This is a genomic window from Telluria sp. BA11, assembly GCF_056680305.1.
The window spans coordinates 1854282-1867493 of record NZ_CM155275.1 but is presented as its reverse complement, the minus strand read 5'-3'; the positions used below and the strand labels follow the sequence as shown (position 1 = coordinate 1867493).

At 63.7% G+C, this 13212-nt stretch carries 15 protein-coding genes; 5 read left to right on the top strand and 10 right to left on the bottom strand.

Translation table 11 applies throughout. The features are described 5' to 3' along the window. Positions 1-44: 44 nt before the first annotated feature. Positions 45-470 (bottom strand): VOC family protein, encoded by a 426-nt coding sequence (locus AC1MGT_RS08135; protein WP_499503770.1) that lies wholly within the window; start codon positions 468-470, stop codon positions 45-47. A 74-nt stretch (positions 471-544) separates the two neighbouring features. Here AC1MGT_RS08135 and AC1MGT_RS08130 point away from each other — a divergent pair, with 74 nt between their 5' ends. The 3 genes from AC1MGT_RS08130 (at position 545) to AC1MGT_RS08120 (ending at position 3485) form a co-directional block, all read left to right on the top strand. Further along, positions 545-1228, top strand: coding sequence for a helix-turn-helix transcriptional regulator (locus AC1MGT_RS08130; protein ID WP_499503769.1), 684 nt, complete (start codon positions 545-547; stop codon positions 1226-1228). A gap of 52 nt (positions 1229-1280) precedes the next feature. After that, positions 1281-2990: a PQQ-dependent sugar dehydrogenase gene (locus tag AC1MGT_RS08125; RefSeq protein WP_499503768.1), complete on the top strand. Its 1710-nt coding sequence runs from the start codon at positions 1281-1283 to the stop codon at positions 2988-2990. A 75-nt stretch (positions 2991-3065) separates the two neighbouring features. Further along, the gene (locus AC1MGT_RS08120; protein ID WP_499503767.1) at positions 3066-3485 is read left to right on the top strand and encodes a hypothetical protein; all 420 of its coding nucleotides are present in this window, start codon (positions 3066-3068) and stop codon (positions 3483-3485) included. 512 nt (positions 3486-3997) lie between these two features. Here the strand turns inward: AC1MGT_RS08120 and AC1MGT_RS08115 are convergent. Beyond that, positions 3998-5086 carry a hypothetical protein gene (locus tag AC1MGT_RS08115; protein WP_499503766.1) on the bottom strand — a complete coding sequence of 363 codons (1089 nt, stop codon included), beginning with the start codon at positions 5084-5086 and terminating at the stop codon, positions 3998-4000. On the opposite strand from AC1MGT_RS08115, the gene AC1MGT_RS08110 reads away from it, so the two are divergent. Further along, entirely contained in the window at positions 5055-5618 is a 564-nt protein-coding gene (locus AC1MGT_RS08110; RefSeq protein WP_499503765.1) for a histone, read from the top strand. The genes AC1MGT_RS08115 and AC1MGT_RS08110 overlap by 32 nt on opposite strands. 120 nt (positions 5619-5738) lie before the next feature. Continuing rightward, positions 5739-6269, top strand: a complete 531-nt coding sequence (locus AC1MGT_RS08105; protein WP_343026094.1) for a YggT family protein — start codon at positions 5739-5741, stop codon at positions 6267-6269. A 77-nt stretch (positions 6270-6346) separates the two neighbouring features. Here the strand turns inward: AC1MGT_RS08105 and AC1MGT_RS08100 are convergent, their stop codons facing one another. The 8 genes from AC1MGT_RS08100 to AC1MGT_RS08065 all read right to left on the bottom strand — a co-directional run bounded on the left by AC1MGT_RS08100 (position 6347) and on the right by AC1MGT_RS08065 (position 13169). Then, the gene (locus AC1MGT_RS08100) at positions 6347-7288 is read right to left on the bottom strand and encodes a carbohydrate kinase family protein (RefSeq protein WP_499503764.1); all 942 of its coding nucleotides are present in this window, start codon (positions 7286-7288) and stop codon (positions 6347-6349) included. 10 nt (positions 7289-7298) lie between these two features. After that, the gene (locus AC1MGT_RS08095; protein WP_499503763.1) at positions 7299-8375 is read right to left on the bottom strand and encodes a DUF3426 domain-containing protein; all 1077 of its coding nucleotides are present in this window, start codon (positions 8373-8375) and stop codon (positions 7299-7301) included. 4 nt (positions 8376-8379) lie between these two features. Then, entirely contained in the window at positions 8380-9345 is a 966-nt protein-coding gene (gene prmA / locus AC1MGT_RS08090) for a 50S ribosomal protein L11 methyltransferase (protein ID WP_499503762.1), read from the bottom strand. Beyond that, entirely contained in the window at positions 9342-10742 is a 1401-nt protein-coding gene (gene accC, locus AC1MGT_RS08085; RefSeq protein ID WP_258835657.1) for an acetyl-CoA carboxylase biotin carboxylase subunit, read from the bottom strand. The genes prmA and accC overlap by 4 nt, the downstream gene beginning before the upstream one ends. A 103-nt stretch (positions 10743-10845) precedes the next feature. Beyond that, positions 10846-11304: an acetyl-CoA carboxylase biotin carboxyl carrier protein gene (gene accB / locus AC1MGT_RS08080; protein WP_499503761.1), complete on the bottom strand. Its 459-nt coding sequence runs from the start codon at positions 11302-11304 to the stop codon at positions 10846-10848. 94 nt (positions 11305-11398) lie between these two features. After that, positions 11399-11830 carry a type II 3-dehydroquinate dehydratase gene (gene aroQ, locus AC1MGT_RS08075; protein WP_499503760.1) on the bottom strand — a complete coding sequence of 144 codons (432 nt, stop codon included), beginning with the start codon at positions 11828-11830 and terminating at the stop codon, positions 11399-11401. A 143-nt stretch (positions 11831-11973) separates the two neighbouring features. Next, positions 11974-12540 carry a TlpA family protein disulfide reductase gene (locus AC1MGT_RS08070; RefSeq protein WP_499503759.1) on the bottom strand — a complete coding sequence of 189 codons (567 nt, stop codon included), beginning with the start codon at positions 12538-12540 and terminating at the stop codon, positions 11974-11976. Further along, positions 12537-13169 carry a hypothetical protein gene (locus AC1MGT_RS08065; protein ID WP_499503758.1) on the bottom strand — a complete coding sequence of 211 codons (633 nt, stop codon included), beginning with the start codon at positions 13167-13169 and terminating at the stop codon, positions 12537-12539. The genes AC1MGT_RS08070 and AC1MGT_RS08065 overlap by 4 nt, the downstream gene beginning before the upstream one ends. Positions 13170-13212 lie beyond the last annotated feature (43 nt).

Sequence of the window (13212 nt, the reverse complement as noted above, 5' to 3'; positions counted from 1 at the left end):
AAAGCCCGGCGTTGGATCAGCCGGGCTTTTTTGTTGTTTGCGCGTCAGGCGACGCGGGCGTGTTCCACCACATCGACTACCCACGCGATGCCAAACCGGTCCTTCACCATGCCGTACATCGGTGACCAGCTGGAGGGCGCGAGTCCCTGTACGATCGCCGCACCGTCGACCAGCTTGTCCCACAGGGCCTGGATTTCTTCCTGCGTGTCCCCGCGCAGCGAGACGTAGAACGCGTTCTCTCCCTGGTGCCACGGCCTGTCAGCCGCTACATCGAAGGCCATGATGCGAAAGCCGTTGGGCGCCTCGACCTGGCCCCAGACGATCAGGTCCAGGTCTGCCTCGTTTGCGGTGCGGCCCGCGTCACGGTAAGTGAACTGCATCAGCTGGCCGCCAAAGACCTGTTGATAGAAGGCCAGCGCGGCGCGCGCCTGGCCCTGGAAGTTGAGATGGGTGACTGCCTGGACGGACATGAAGAACTCCTGATGAGGGTTGGAAGACAGGTGCTACGATAGCAATCCCTCCTGCCACTTTTTGTCAGTTGCCGATGTCCCGCCCACAGCGCCTGTTTCGCCTGCTCGATGCACTTCGCCGTCTGCCGCCCCCCGTGACGGCGGCGCAGCTGTCGCACGACACCGGCGTCTCGGTGCGCTCGGTCTATCGCGATATCGAGACCCTGCGCGCGGGTGGCGCCGAGATCGGCGGCGAGCGCGGTTTTGGCTACACGCTGGTCGACGACGGCACGCTGCGCCCGCACACGTTCAGCCGCATCGAGATCGAAGCGTTGACACTCGGCCTGGCCGAAGTACGGCAGATGGGTGACCCGGCGCTGGCCAGTGCGGCCGACGCGGTGCTGGCCAAGGTGGCGGCAACCCTGCCGTCGCTCGGCCAGCAGCACCTGCTGCATGCGGTGTCGCAGGTCCACCGTTTCGGCCAGCGCTTTTCCAGCCTGCCCGACATGGCCACGATCCGCGCCTGCTGCTGGCGCGAAGAGGCGCTGGCGATCGATTACCGCGACCGCCACGGCGCGGCCAGCACGCGCACCATCTGGCCGCTGGCCATTGTGTATCTCGACGGGATGCTGGTCGTGCTGGCGCGCTGCTGCCTGCGCGAGGACTTTCGCATGTTCCGTGCCGAGCGCATCGCGACGCTCGCGCCAACGGGTGCCAGTTTCCGGCCGCGGCGGGCAGCGTTGTTGCGCGACTACCAGGCGATTCTCGACGCGACGTAGCGGCGCGCATACCCTATGATGGCGATCTTTCAAGCCTGACCAGGAGACACCCTTGAACGCCCACACCACGCTGCTGCCCGCCCTCATGCTCGCCGGCCTGGCGACAGTTTCAGTCGTCCACGCTGCGCCCCAGGTGGCCACGGGCCGCACCATCTTCCAGAACAACTGCGCCAGCTGCCACACGGTCGATACCGGGATGGCGCAGCTGGCTGGCCCGGGCCTATTCGGCGTTGTCGGGCGCAAGGCGGCGGGTATCGCCGGGTTCAATTATTCGGCGGCGCTGGCCAAGGCCGGCGCAAGCGGCACCGTGTGGACGCGCGACGAACTCGACGTGTTCCTGCTCGACCCGGCCAAGCGCGTGCCCGGCACGATGATGCCGGTCGGCGTACCGGACGCAAAACAGCGCGGCGCGCTGATCGACTACCTGGCCAGCCTGCAGGGCGCTGCAGCTGCCGCCGCCGCGCCAGCCCTTGCAAAGGCCGATGCACAACCTGCATCCCGCGCCGGCGCCTGGACCGAGAACCAGCCCGGCAAGATCTGGCACATCAAGCCGACCGACCTGGCCGCACCATTTGCGACGGACAGCGCCGGCAACAGCGCGCGTGTGCAGGCACGGCCCAACGGCACGCTGCCGACCGTGATGCCCGGCTTTACGGTCAGCGTGTTTGCGCAGGACGCCGACAAGCCGCGCGTGGCACTGCGCGCGCCGAATGGCGATGTGTTCCTGGCCGCGACCGGCGCCGGCGCGATCAAGGTGCTGCGCTCGCGCGATGGCAGGAAGGCTGACAGCGCCGGCGTGTTCGCCACTGGCCTGGCGCGTCCGTACGGCATGGCGTTCTGGCCGAGCGGCGCCAATCCGCAGTATCTGTATGTGGCCGGCGTCAATTCGGTGGTGCGCATCCCGTACCGCAATGGCGACCTGACGGCGCGCGCCGCGCCGGAGGTCGTGATTGCCGAACTGTCCGAGACCAGCGGCGGGCACACGACGCGCACGCTGGCGTTCTCGAAGGACGGCAAGACCCTGTTGCTGTCGATCGGCTCGGCCACCAACGTCGCGGCCGACATCGGGCGTACGCCGCCAGTGCCGCTGGCGCAGTGGGAGCGCGAGCACGGCGTGGGCGGCGCCTGGGGCGTCGAGACGGACCGCGCCACCGTGATGGCGTTCGACCCGGACGGCAAGAACCGCCGCACCTTCGCGACCGGTCTGCGCAACTGCGTTGGCTTGCTGGTGCTGCCGACCACGGGCGACGTCATGTGCAATGTGAACGAGCGCGATGCGCTGGGCGACAACCTGCCGCCGGACTACCTCACACGCGTGAAGCAGGGCGGTTTCTATGGCTGGCCGTGGTACTACATCGGCGACAACGAAGACCCGCGCCTGGCGGGTCACCGGCCCGACCTGAAGGGCAAGACGATCACGCCGGACGTGCTGCTGCAGGCGCACTCGGCGCCGCTGGGCATGGTGGTGTATCACGCGCCCAAAGGTGCGACGGGTGCGTTCCCGAAGGAGTACGAGGGCGATGTGTTCGTGGCGCTGCACGGCTCGTGGAACCGTGGCGTGCGCACCGGCTACAAGGTCGTGCGCGTGTTCATGAAGAACGGGGTGCCCACCGGGCAGTATCAGGATTTCATGAGCGGCATGGTGGTCAGCGACCGCGATGTGTGGGGCCGGCCGGCGGCAGTCGAAGTCGCGCGCGATGGCGCGCTGCTGGTGGTCGATGATGCCGGCGGCACGCTGTGGCGCGTGGCGCCGGGACGCTGACGCGACCTGGACACGCGCGTGCACAAGCGACCGCGCATGCGCTAGGATGGGCATCTCCTATTGGCAGGGGCTTTCATGATTCCGCATACCTTCAGGCTGGCGCTTTGTGGCGCGGCCTTGCTGGCTGGCTGTGCCGGCACACCGCCCACGGCGGTCAAGCCGACGCTGGTTCTCGAAGACTACGTGGACGGCGCGCCGCGCGATGCGGCGTGCCTAGCCCTGGATGATGGCGCGCGTGCCCGCGTCACCAACCACGGTTTCGATCTGATGGCGAAGGAGATGGTGGTCGCACCCCTGGCCGGCACGCCGGCGGATGCGACGCCGCGATCCGTCTACCTGGTGCCGCTCGGTAGCCACCCGGTGGAGCGAATGGCGCGGCAACTGGATGGCTCGTTCCATTCGGTATTCGTCAATTGCCAGACTCGACTGGCCTATATTGCCAAACGCGGCGGCGTCATCGACAGTATCTATTGGTTCGGACCGTTCGATCTGTGAATCGATTCAACTGCGGGTTGAAAGGCGCGCGTGAATTCGGCGCCATTTGCAGAATCCCCGTCAATTCAGGCGCGCTTGCTTATTTGGCCGATCATATTGCGCGGCTTGTTTCCGATTCTCGGTTGCGCACACACAAAGAAAGCACGTACTTTACGCGATTGAATTTGTCAAATCGAGAAGATGTGATATTGTCGCGGGCATCGGGCAAATCGATCGAATAATAGGGCGCTGAACCAAACAGTATGCACGGAAGCGAAGCGAAAAGAACAAGCCGCCTTGCCTGACCAATTGCTCAGGCAAGGCGGCTTTTTCTTTTCGCACCCGCAAGGGTAGCGCTGTGACGACGCTGGAACGGTGGCCTGTCGACGTTGGCTGAAGCGCTGCAACTGTGAGGAGTTGCAGCAGTTCAGCCGGTGCCGGATTCATTGACGCATATCGATCTTCGGTTTGCGTCGATGAATAACTCGCCGGTCAACAACGACCTGGCGGGTTTTAAACCCTGAGCGTATTTCTCATCGCAGATGAAGGAGAATTAAAATGGCAACCGCTAAAAAAACAGTTGTAAAGGCAGCAGTGAAGAGCGCGCCTTCGTCCACGACGAAGTCGACCGCAAAGGCTGCAGCAGAGAAACCAGTCGCGAAAAAAGCCGCGACCAAGGCCACCACCGCCAAGACCACCACGGCAAAGGCAACCACTGCCAAGACCACCGCCAAGGCAGCGGCCAAACCGGCAGCCCGGGCAGTGACCAAGCCAGCGACGAAAACCACGGCGAAACCTGTTGCAAAGAAAACCACTGCAACCAAAACCGCTGCGACCAAAACCACGGCGACCAAAACCACTGCAGCCAAAGCCGCAGTTAAATCGACCGCCAAGTCGTCCGCAAAGCCGGCAGTAAAGAAAACCGTCACCAAAACTGCAGCAAAGCCAATGGTAAACAAAACCGCTGCTAAAACTGCAGCGAAGCCGGTAACCAAGAATGTCGCTGCCAAGTCCGCAGTGAAGCCGGCAACTAAGCCAGCAGCTAAGCCAGCAACTAAGTCAGCAACTAAAGCAACAACCAAGCCAGCAGCTAAAGCAGCAACCAAGCCGGCAGCGAAGAAAGCAGCAGCCAAACCAGCGGCAAAGAAAGCAGCAGCGAAACCTGCAGCCAAGCCGGCGGCAAAGAAAGCAGCAGCGAAACCTGCGGCCAAGCCGGCTGCAAAGAAAGCAGCAGCTAAGCCAGCAGCTAAGCCAGCAGCCAAACCTGCTGCCACGAAAACGTCGGCCAAGGCTGCTACCAAATCGCCAGCTAAATCGACCGCTAAATCGGCTACCAAGTCGACTGCTAAATCGGCCACCAAATCGGCCACCAAGTCGCCAGCGAAATCGCCGGCCAAGTCGACCGCTAAATCAGCAGCCAAGCCGGCAGTAAAGAAAACCACCGCCAAGCCAGCCGCTAAAACGACGACCAAAGCTGCAGCCAAGCCGGTCACCGCAAAAGCGGGCACCACCAAGGCAGCCGCCAAGCCAGTCGCCAAAAAAGCGGCCACGACCAAAGCAACGGCAAAGCCGGCAGCGCAAAAAGCCACGGTGACCAAAACCGCAGCCAAACCGGCCGTCACCAAGACCGCTGCTGCCAAGCCTGCCGCGAAAAAAGCGAGCACCACCAGCGCCGCGGCCAAACCAGCCGTGACCAAAGCTGCCGCGACCACGACCGCTGCCGCCAAGCCTGCTGCGACCAAAACCGCTGCTACAAAAACGGCCACGGCCACGGCCAAGCCAGCTGTCACCAAGACCGCTGCGACCAAGACCGTCGCCGCCAAGCCAGCCGCCACCAAGCCAGCTGCCGCGAAGCCGGACATGAAAGCTGACACCAAGGCCGACATCAAAGCTGACACCAAGCCGGAAGTCAAAGCCGACGCGAAGGCCGACGTCAAAGCCGATGTAAAAGCAGACGCGAAAGTGGACAGCAAGGCCGACGCCAAGCCAGAAGCGAAGAAGCCAGCCGCGAAGAAGGCAGCCACCAAGCCGGCAGCGGCTGATGCGAAAGCGGGCGACACGCCTGCAGCCGCTCCGGCAGCGTCAGCGACCACTGCAGCAAAAAGCGTGATCGCGCCAACCGCCTGGCCATTCCCGACCAGCAGCCGTCCGTAATCGCGAACGCCGCCCTGCCTGCCTGCCGCGCGTCTTGCGCAGCATGGCAAGTGGGGCGCGCTTCAGGCACAATGCCGCTGTGTGATCCTTCGCACAGCGGTTTTTTTTTGAGGAGAGTCCGTGCTGTCCATTCTTCAGTTTATCGTCGATATCGTTGCAGGCCTGCTGGGTGGGGTGCTGTTGCTGCGCTTCTGGACGAATGCCATCCGCGTACGTCTTCCCGACCAGATTCGCCAGTTCGTCCACACCATCACCGACTGGCTGGTGATGCCGCTGCGGCGCGTGGTGCCCGGCACCCGCGGCTACGACTGGGCAAGCCTCATCGGCGCCTTCCTGGTGGTCCTGGTGGCCAGCACGGTGCTGCTGCTGGCCGGCGCCAGCGGCGAGACGATGCTGCTGTACGCGCTGCACCGTTTCCTGACGTGGATCCTGTACGGCTTCATGGCGCTGTTGATCATCGAAGCGATCTTCAGCTGGGTTAATCCGAACGCGCCGCTGGCGCCGTTCGTGCACGCGCTCAATCAGCCATTGCTGCGGCCGATCCGGCGTGTCGTCAAGCCGATTGGCGGGATGGACCTGTCGGTGCTCGTGGCGCTGGTGTTGATCCAGATCCTGCTGTTCGTGCTGCGGCAGGTATTCGGCTACGTTTGAATCACCGGTCGTAAAAAAGGCCTCTGCATGCAGAGGCCTTTTTTTATGTCATGCACGGCGCCAGCGGCGCCTTCGTTTTAACGGAACTTGCTACCGAACGCCTGCTCGTACTGCGCGTCGAATTCCTGCGGCGTGAAGTGGTGGTTCTGGCCACCGGCCGACGCGATCTTGATCGCGCCCAGCAGGCTGGCGATGCGCCCGCTCGTGGCCCAGTCCAGATCATTGGTGATGCCGAACAGCAGGCCCGCGCGGTAGGCGTCGCCGCAGCCGGTCGGGTCGACCACGTTCGTGGCCGTCACAGCTGGAATCTTGATGTGCTCACCGTTCGCGTAGATGTCCGAGCCGGCTTCGCCGCGCGTGATGATCAAGGCCTCCAGGCGCGCCGCGATGTCGGCATGGCTCAGGCCCGTGCGGTCCATGACCATCTCGAATTCGTAGTCATTGCACGCCAGGTAGCTGGCCTGGCCGATGAACGTGATCAGTTCTTCGCCCGAGAACATCGGCAGTTGCTGGCCCGGGTCGAACATGAACGGCACCTTTTGTTCGGCGCAGTCGCGCGCGTGCTTGATCATGCCGTCGCGGCCATCGGGCGAGATGATCGCCACGCGGATCGGGCCCTGGTCGGCCACGTTGTTCTGGTTCGAGTACTCCATCGCGCCCGGGTGGAAGGCGTTGATCTGGTTGTTGTCCTGGTCGGCCGTGACGAAGCACTGCGCGGTGTAGGCCTCGGGGATCGTGCGGATGCCGCGCGTCTCGAGTCCCTGTTCCTGCATGCGCTTGAGGTAGTCGGCGCCATCCTGGCCCAGCGTGCCCATCATCAGGGGCTCGCCGCCCAGCTGCTTGAGGTTGTACGCGATATTGGCCGCGCAGCCGCCGTATTCGGTGCGCAGCGTCGGCACCAGGAACGACACGTTCACGCGGTGCAGCTGGTCGGCCAGCAGCGTGTCGCCGAAGCGGCCGTGGTACTGCATGATTTTGTCGAACGCGAGCGAGCCGCAGATCAGGGCGGTTTTGGTCATGGTGAGGCTTTCATGGATAGAACACTGCGATGTGGTAGCCGGACGGCTCTGCGCCCTCCAGCCTGAAATGGATGCGCACCTGCTGCTCGCCGCGTGCGGCGAACCCGGTGGGCGCGGCAGCGGCGGCGCCGGCGTAATCGCGCGGGGCGAACACGCGGCGTACCAGCGGCTTGTCGTCAAGGTCGTTCAGCGTCAGCTCGAGGCTGGGCCAGGCCAGCGCCATGTCGCCCTGGTTGCGCAGCACGGTACTGAAGGTATAGGCGTTGCCGCCCAGCGTGATGAGCTCACCGGTCTCGATCACCAGTTGCTCCGGTCGCGCCGGCAGATTGACGCTGCAGCCGAGCAGGGCGCAGGTCGAGACCAGGGCCGGGCGCAGGCCCGGATGGCGCGCCGCCAGCACGTCGCGAAAACTCAACGCCGCCTGTACGACCAGCGCAATCAGCAGCAGCACGCTGCCCACGGCCAGCGCGATGCGCCTCGTCTTGCTGGAAGCTTCGCGCTGGCGCGTGCTGCGCACGAACTCGGGTTCGTCGATGTCCGGCTTCGGCTTTGGCGGTGGTGGCGGTGGTTTGGGCGCCTCGTCGATGCGCGGCGGTGCGGCCTTGACGCGGCGCGCGCGTGCTTCGGCGGCGCGGTTGCGCGGCGAGGCAGGCACGTTCGATACGATCGGCGGCGAGCCGCCCGACGATTCGCGCAGCAGCAGGGTCGGCGGACCGATCGAGTCTGCCGTGTGTTCGCGGCTTGGCTCGGGTGCGGGGAGGGTGTCCGGTTCGGGTGTTGATGCCGGCGTCGGCGCCGGTTCTGGGTCTGGTTCCTGCTGCGCGACCGGCTCGCTCACCGGGGCAAGTGTCTCGACCGGCGTCTCGACCGGCGTCTCGTCAACGGGAGGGGAAGAAACTTCGTCCGCCGCGTCGGCAGGCGCCGCAACAACCGGTGCAGGCCCGGCCGCCAGATCGATCAGCGCGCTGTTCCCGTCAAAAATCTGCTGGCATGCGCCACAACGCACGATGCCCCCACGCAGCTTGAGCTGATCCGCGGCGACGCGGAACTGCGTGCCGCAGTGGGGGCATTGTGTGGCGAGCGCCATGCCTTTATCCGGCAGTGGCAGTGGCAGTGGCAGTGCGTGCCGGCGGTGTGTCCTGGCCCAGCGTGCCGTGCAGGGCAACCCAGCCATCCTGCTCGGCCCAGACGCCCAGCTTGATGAATGGCGCGTAGGCTGCAGCCACTTCGTCGGCCTGGCGTGCCAGCACGCCCGACAGCACGAGTGAGCCACCATCGGCCACGCGGCCAGCCAGCATCGGCGCCATCAGCTTCAATGGGCTCGACAGGATGTTGGCCACGACGATGTCGAACTTGCCGCCGGCATGGCGCGCATTGCCGGAAGCGGCAAACGTGTCAGGCAGGTAGAAGTCGATGGCGACGTTGTTGCGCTCAGCGTTGGCGCGTGCCGATTCGATCGCTTGCGGATCGATGTCGACACCGGCCACGTCCTGCGACCCCAGCTTCTTGGCCACCATCGCCAGGATGCCCGAGCCGCAGCCGTAGTCCAGCACCGACTTGCCCGGCGCAGGATGGCCTTCGAGCCACTCCATGCACAGGCGCGTCGTCGGATGGCTGCCGGTGCCGAAGGCCAGGCCCGGGTCCAGCTCGAGGATCAGGCCATTCGGATCCGGCGCCACGTGCCAGCTCGGCACGACCCAGATATTGGTGCCGATGTGAATCGGCTCGAACTGCGACTGCGTCAGGCGCACCCAGTCGGCGTCTTCCACCTTGCGGGTGGTGAACGCCGGCACGACGGGCAGGTTGATCGCTTGCGCGGCCTCGGTGACGATTGCCAGCTGGTCGGCGTCGGCATCGGTCAGCGCGACGACGCGGCTGTGATCCCACGCCGCTTCGGTCGGCTCCATGCCCGGCTCGCCGAACAGCGGCTTTTCGTCTTCGGTGCCTTCGTCGGCGTCTTCCACCGACACCGACAGCGCGCCGGCTTCCATCAGGGCGTCCGACAGCGCTTCGGCGTGTTCGCGCGCCAGTTCGATGACGACTTCAGTCCAGCTCATTCGTTCACCTTGACTTCGGATTTGGCGGACAGCGCCGTTTCCTTCGGCAGGTCAGGCTTGGCGGCCAGTTTCTGCTCCAGGTAGTGAATGTTGGTGCCGCCTTCAATGAAGCGGGCGTCGACCATCAGTTCGCGGTGCAGCGGAATATTGGTCAGGATACCCTCGACCACCATCTCGGACAGCGCGATCTGCATGCGGCGAATTGCCTGCTCGCGCGTGGCGCCATACGCGATGACCTTGCCGATCATCGAGTCGTAGTGCGGCGGCACGTAGTAGCCGGCGTACGAGTGCGAGTCGACGCGGATGCCAGGGCCACCCGGCGGATGCCAGCTGGTGATGCGCCCTGGCGACGGCGTGAACTTGAATGGGTCTTCGGCATTGATGCGGCACTCGATCGAGTGACCCGACAGCATGATGTCGCGCTGGCGGAAACGCAGCTTTTCGCCGCAGGCGATGCGGATCTGTTCCTGGACGATATCGATCCCGGTGATCATCTCGGTGACCGGATGCTCGACCTGGATACGCGTGTTCATTTCGATGAAGTAGAACTCGCCATTCTCGTACAGGAATTCGAAGGTGCCGGCGCCGCGGTAGCCGATCTTGCGGCAGGCTTCGGCGCAGCGGTCACCGATCTTTTCGATCAGCTTGCGCGGGATGCCCGGCGCCGGCGCTTCTTCGATGACCTTCTGGTGGCGGCGCTGCATCGAGCAATCGCGCTCGCCGAGCCAGACGGCGTTTTTGTGTTCGTCGGCCAGGATCTGGATTTCCACGTGACGCGGATTTTCCAGATACTTCTCCATATAGACTTCCGGATTGCCGAACGCGGCGCCGGCTTCGGTCTTGGTCATCGCCACGGCGTTGATCAGGGCCGCCTCGGTGTGCACCACGCGCATGCCGCGTCCGCCACCACCGCCGGCAGCCTTGATGATTACCGGGTAGCCGACGCGGCGCGCCGTCTGCACGATTTCTTTCGGGTCGTCCGGCAGGGCGCCGTCCGAGCCTGGCACGCACGGCACGCCGGCGCGGATCATGGCCTGCTTGGCCGAAACCTTGTCGCCCATCAGGCGGATCGATTCGGAACGCGGGCCGATGAAGACGAAGCCCGATTTCTCGACGCGCTCGGCGAAGTCGGCGTTTTCGGACAGGAAGCCGTAGCCCGGGTGGATCGCTTCGGCGTCGGTCACTTCGGCCGCGCTGATGATCGCGGGCATGTTCAGATAGCTGAGGCTCGATTGCGCCGGGCCGATGCAGACCGACTCGTCCGCCAGTTTCACGTACTTGGCGTCCTTGTCGGCCTCGGAGTGCACGACGACCGTCTTGATGCCCAGCTCGCGGCAGGCGCGCTGGATACGCAGCGCGATTTCACCACGGTTGGCGATGAGGATTTTTTCAAACATGGTTGGTCCGGTGGTTCAGTGAAAACCGGCGCAGCTGAAAGACAAGCGGCGCCGGACACGTCATGGGTGAGCTGGTGGCAGGACTGCCGCCCAGCTTGAGGCTTTAGCCAATCACGAACAGCGGCTGGCCGAATTCGACCGGCTGGCCGTTTTCCACGAGGATCTTGGTGACAACGCCCGAGACATCGGCGTCGATTTCATTCAGGAGCTTCATCGCTTCGATGATGCACAGCGTCTCGCCTTCCTTGATGTTCGCGCCCACTTCGACGAACGCGGCAGCGCCCGGTGCGGACGAACGGTAGAAGGTACCCACCATCGGCGACTTGACGACGTGGCCGGTTGGCTCGGCGGCCACGACCGGTGCTGCAGCGACAGGCGCCGCGGCCGGGGCTGGCGCCGCGAATTGTTGCACGCCTTGTTGCGGCATCATCATCATCTGGCCCTGGCCAACGGTGGACGACTTGACGATGCGGACCTTGCTTTCGCCTTCGGTCACTTCGAGTTCGGCGATGTCCGATTCAGCGACCAGGTCGATCAAGGTCTTGAGTTTTCGTAGATCCATGTGAAACCCCTTGGAATTATTCGTTTTAGAGAGCAGGCCGGCGCGTCCAACAGGCCGCGCAGCTGCTGATACATGAAGTTGACGTAGATTAACGCTATTTAAGTGCGAAGTCGATGGCAAACCTGTATCCGTCCGGCCCCAGTCCGCAGATCACGCCACGCGCGATGCCGGAGAGATAGGAATGCTGCCGGAAAGATTCGCGGGCATGCACGTTCGACACGTGCACCTCGACGAATGGAATGGCCACCGACGCGAACGCATCGCGCAGTGCTACGCTGGTATGGGTCAAGCCACCAGGATTGATCACGATAAAATCCACGCCTTCGGTGCGTGCGGCGTGGATGCGATCGATCAGGGCGCCCTCATGGTTGCTCTGGAAATGCTCCAGTCCTGCGCCGGCGTTCGTGGCTTGTGCAACTGCTGCGTTCTCGATGTCGGCCAATGTCGTCGTGCCGTACACCGCAGGCTCGCGCGTCCCCAATAAATTGAGGTTGGGGCCGTTGAGAAGCAGTAGCTTTTTCGCCATAATGAGAGTCTGGTAGCCCGAAAGTCAGGCATTGTGCCGCCTAGCTCGGCTGTTGGCAAGCGGTAAAATTGCTGGTGATTAGCCGAAATTGGCCGCAATTGCAAATCGTACGATCGTTCGTTAAATCCGCGATCTACGCCCGTTTAACCCTTCAATTTGGCCAGGTCGGCGCGCAATTCGTCGAACTTGAGCTTGCCAATATACGTCTTGAGCACTTGCCCGTCGGCGCCGATCAGCACAGTGTACGGCAAGCCGCCCATCGTGTTGCCCAATTCCTTCGACAGCTCGGTCCCGCCCATGCCGGCCACGTAGAGTGGGTAGGCAATCTGGTGCTTGGCGGCGAATTCGCTCATATTCGTTGGTGAGTCGATCCCGATCCCGATCACATTGAAATGCTTGCCCTTGTCTTCGCCTGCCAGGTGCGACAGCTCGGGCATTTCCTGCACGCACGGGCCACACCAGGTGGCCCAGAAATTCACCAGCAGGGGCTTGCCCTTCCACTGGGCCAGCGGCTGCGGTTCGCCCGCCAGGTTGTTGAGCGACTGCGCATACAGGTTGGTGACGGCATTGGTTACTGCACCGGCGCCGGCAGTCGTACTGATCTGGGGGGAGACCGGTGCCGGCGCCTTCTTATAGAGCGCAACGACGGCGCCCATCACGCCGAACAGCGCGGCCACTGCCACATAGGTGGCCAGATGTTTCTTGTTCATTCGTTCTGTTCCAGTGTTGAGTCGGCAGCGATCAGCGCGTGCAGGCCGGCAGCGTCGAGGCGTTGCGGGCGGCCATCCGCGCGCGGCTTGAGCGCGCCGCGCAGGTCTTGGTATTCAAACAATTGCGCATGTACAGTTTCCTTCATCCACGGGAAACTGACGGTCTCGACGGGCGCATGGCGCCCCCCCTTGAAATGCGGGGTTTCCGAGATCTCGATATTAACATTGCGATTCAGCAGATAGATCTGCACTTCTTTCGCACTGTCGGCGAACAATTGCAGATGGATATCGTCGTGCTCGCCGGCGGTGCCTTGGAGCACCGGGCCCGTGATGTACGGATTGAAGTCGGCCAGCGCCTCCATCACCTGTAGCGCCGTGGCACGCAATTGCGCGAGGCGCTCGCTGTGGTCCGGGCCGCCGAACAGTGCCAGGTACTTGCGCACTTCGTCTTCGACCTGGATGTCGTCGGGCATCATATTGGGGACAGGCTGGTTCACGCCGAGCACCTGGCGGGCCGCCTTGCGGCGCGCGGTATCGATGTCGGCGCCATCCTGGGCAACCATGCGCGCAGCCACGAGGGCGATCTCGGCGCGCAATTGAATGAGATCGTTGTTCAAGTTCGGCATCATGATCGAGATCATACTCTGAACGGAAAACGGCTGCGGCTCGGGT

Coding starts and splice junctions, on each gene's coding strand:
- aroQ (WP_499503760.1), bottom strand. CDS start 11,830: ATGGCGAAAAAGCTACTGCTTCTCAACGGCCCCAACCTCAATTTATTG.
- AC1MGT_RS08100 (WP_499503764.1), bottom strand. CDS start 7,288: ATGACCAAAACCGCCCTGATCTGCGGCTCGCTCGCGTTCGACAAAATC.
- AC1MGT_RS08070 (WP_499503759.1), bottom strand. CDS start 12,540: ATGAACAAGAAACATCTGGCCACCTATGTGGCAGTGGCCGCGCTGTTC.
- AC1MGT_RS08130 (WP_499503769.1), top strand. CDS start 545: ATGTCCCGCCCACAGCGCCTGTTTCGCCTGCTCGATGCACTTCGCCGT.
- AC1MGT_RS08065 (WP_499503758.1), bottom strand. CDS start 13,169: ATGATGCCGAACTTGAACAACGATCTCATTCAATTGCGCGCCGAGATC.
- accC (WP_258835657.1), bottom strand. CDS start 10,742: ATGTTTGAAAAAATCCTCATCGCCAACCGTGGTGAAATCGCGCTGCGT.
- accB (WP_499503761.1), bottom strand. CDS start 11,304: ATGGATCTACGAAAACTCAAGACCTTGATCGACCTGGTCGCTGAATCG.
- AC1MGT_RS08120 (WP_499503767.1), top strand. CDS start 3,066: ATGATTCCGCATACCTTCAGGCTGGCGCTTTGTGGCGCGGCCTTGCTG.
- AC1MGT_RS08095 (WP_499503763.1), bottom strand. CDS start 8,375: ATGGCGCTCGCCACACAATGCCCCCACTGCGGCACGCAGTTCCGCGTC.
- AC1MGT_RS08135 (WP_499503770.1), bottom strand. CDS start 470: ATGTCCGTCCAGGCAGTCACCCATCTCAACTTCCAGGGCCAGGCGCGC.
- prmA (WP_499503762.1), bottom strand. CDS start 9,345: ATGAGCTGGACTGAAGTCGTCATCGAACTGGCGCGCGAACACGCCGAA.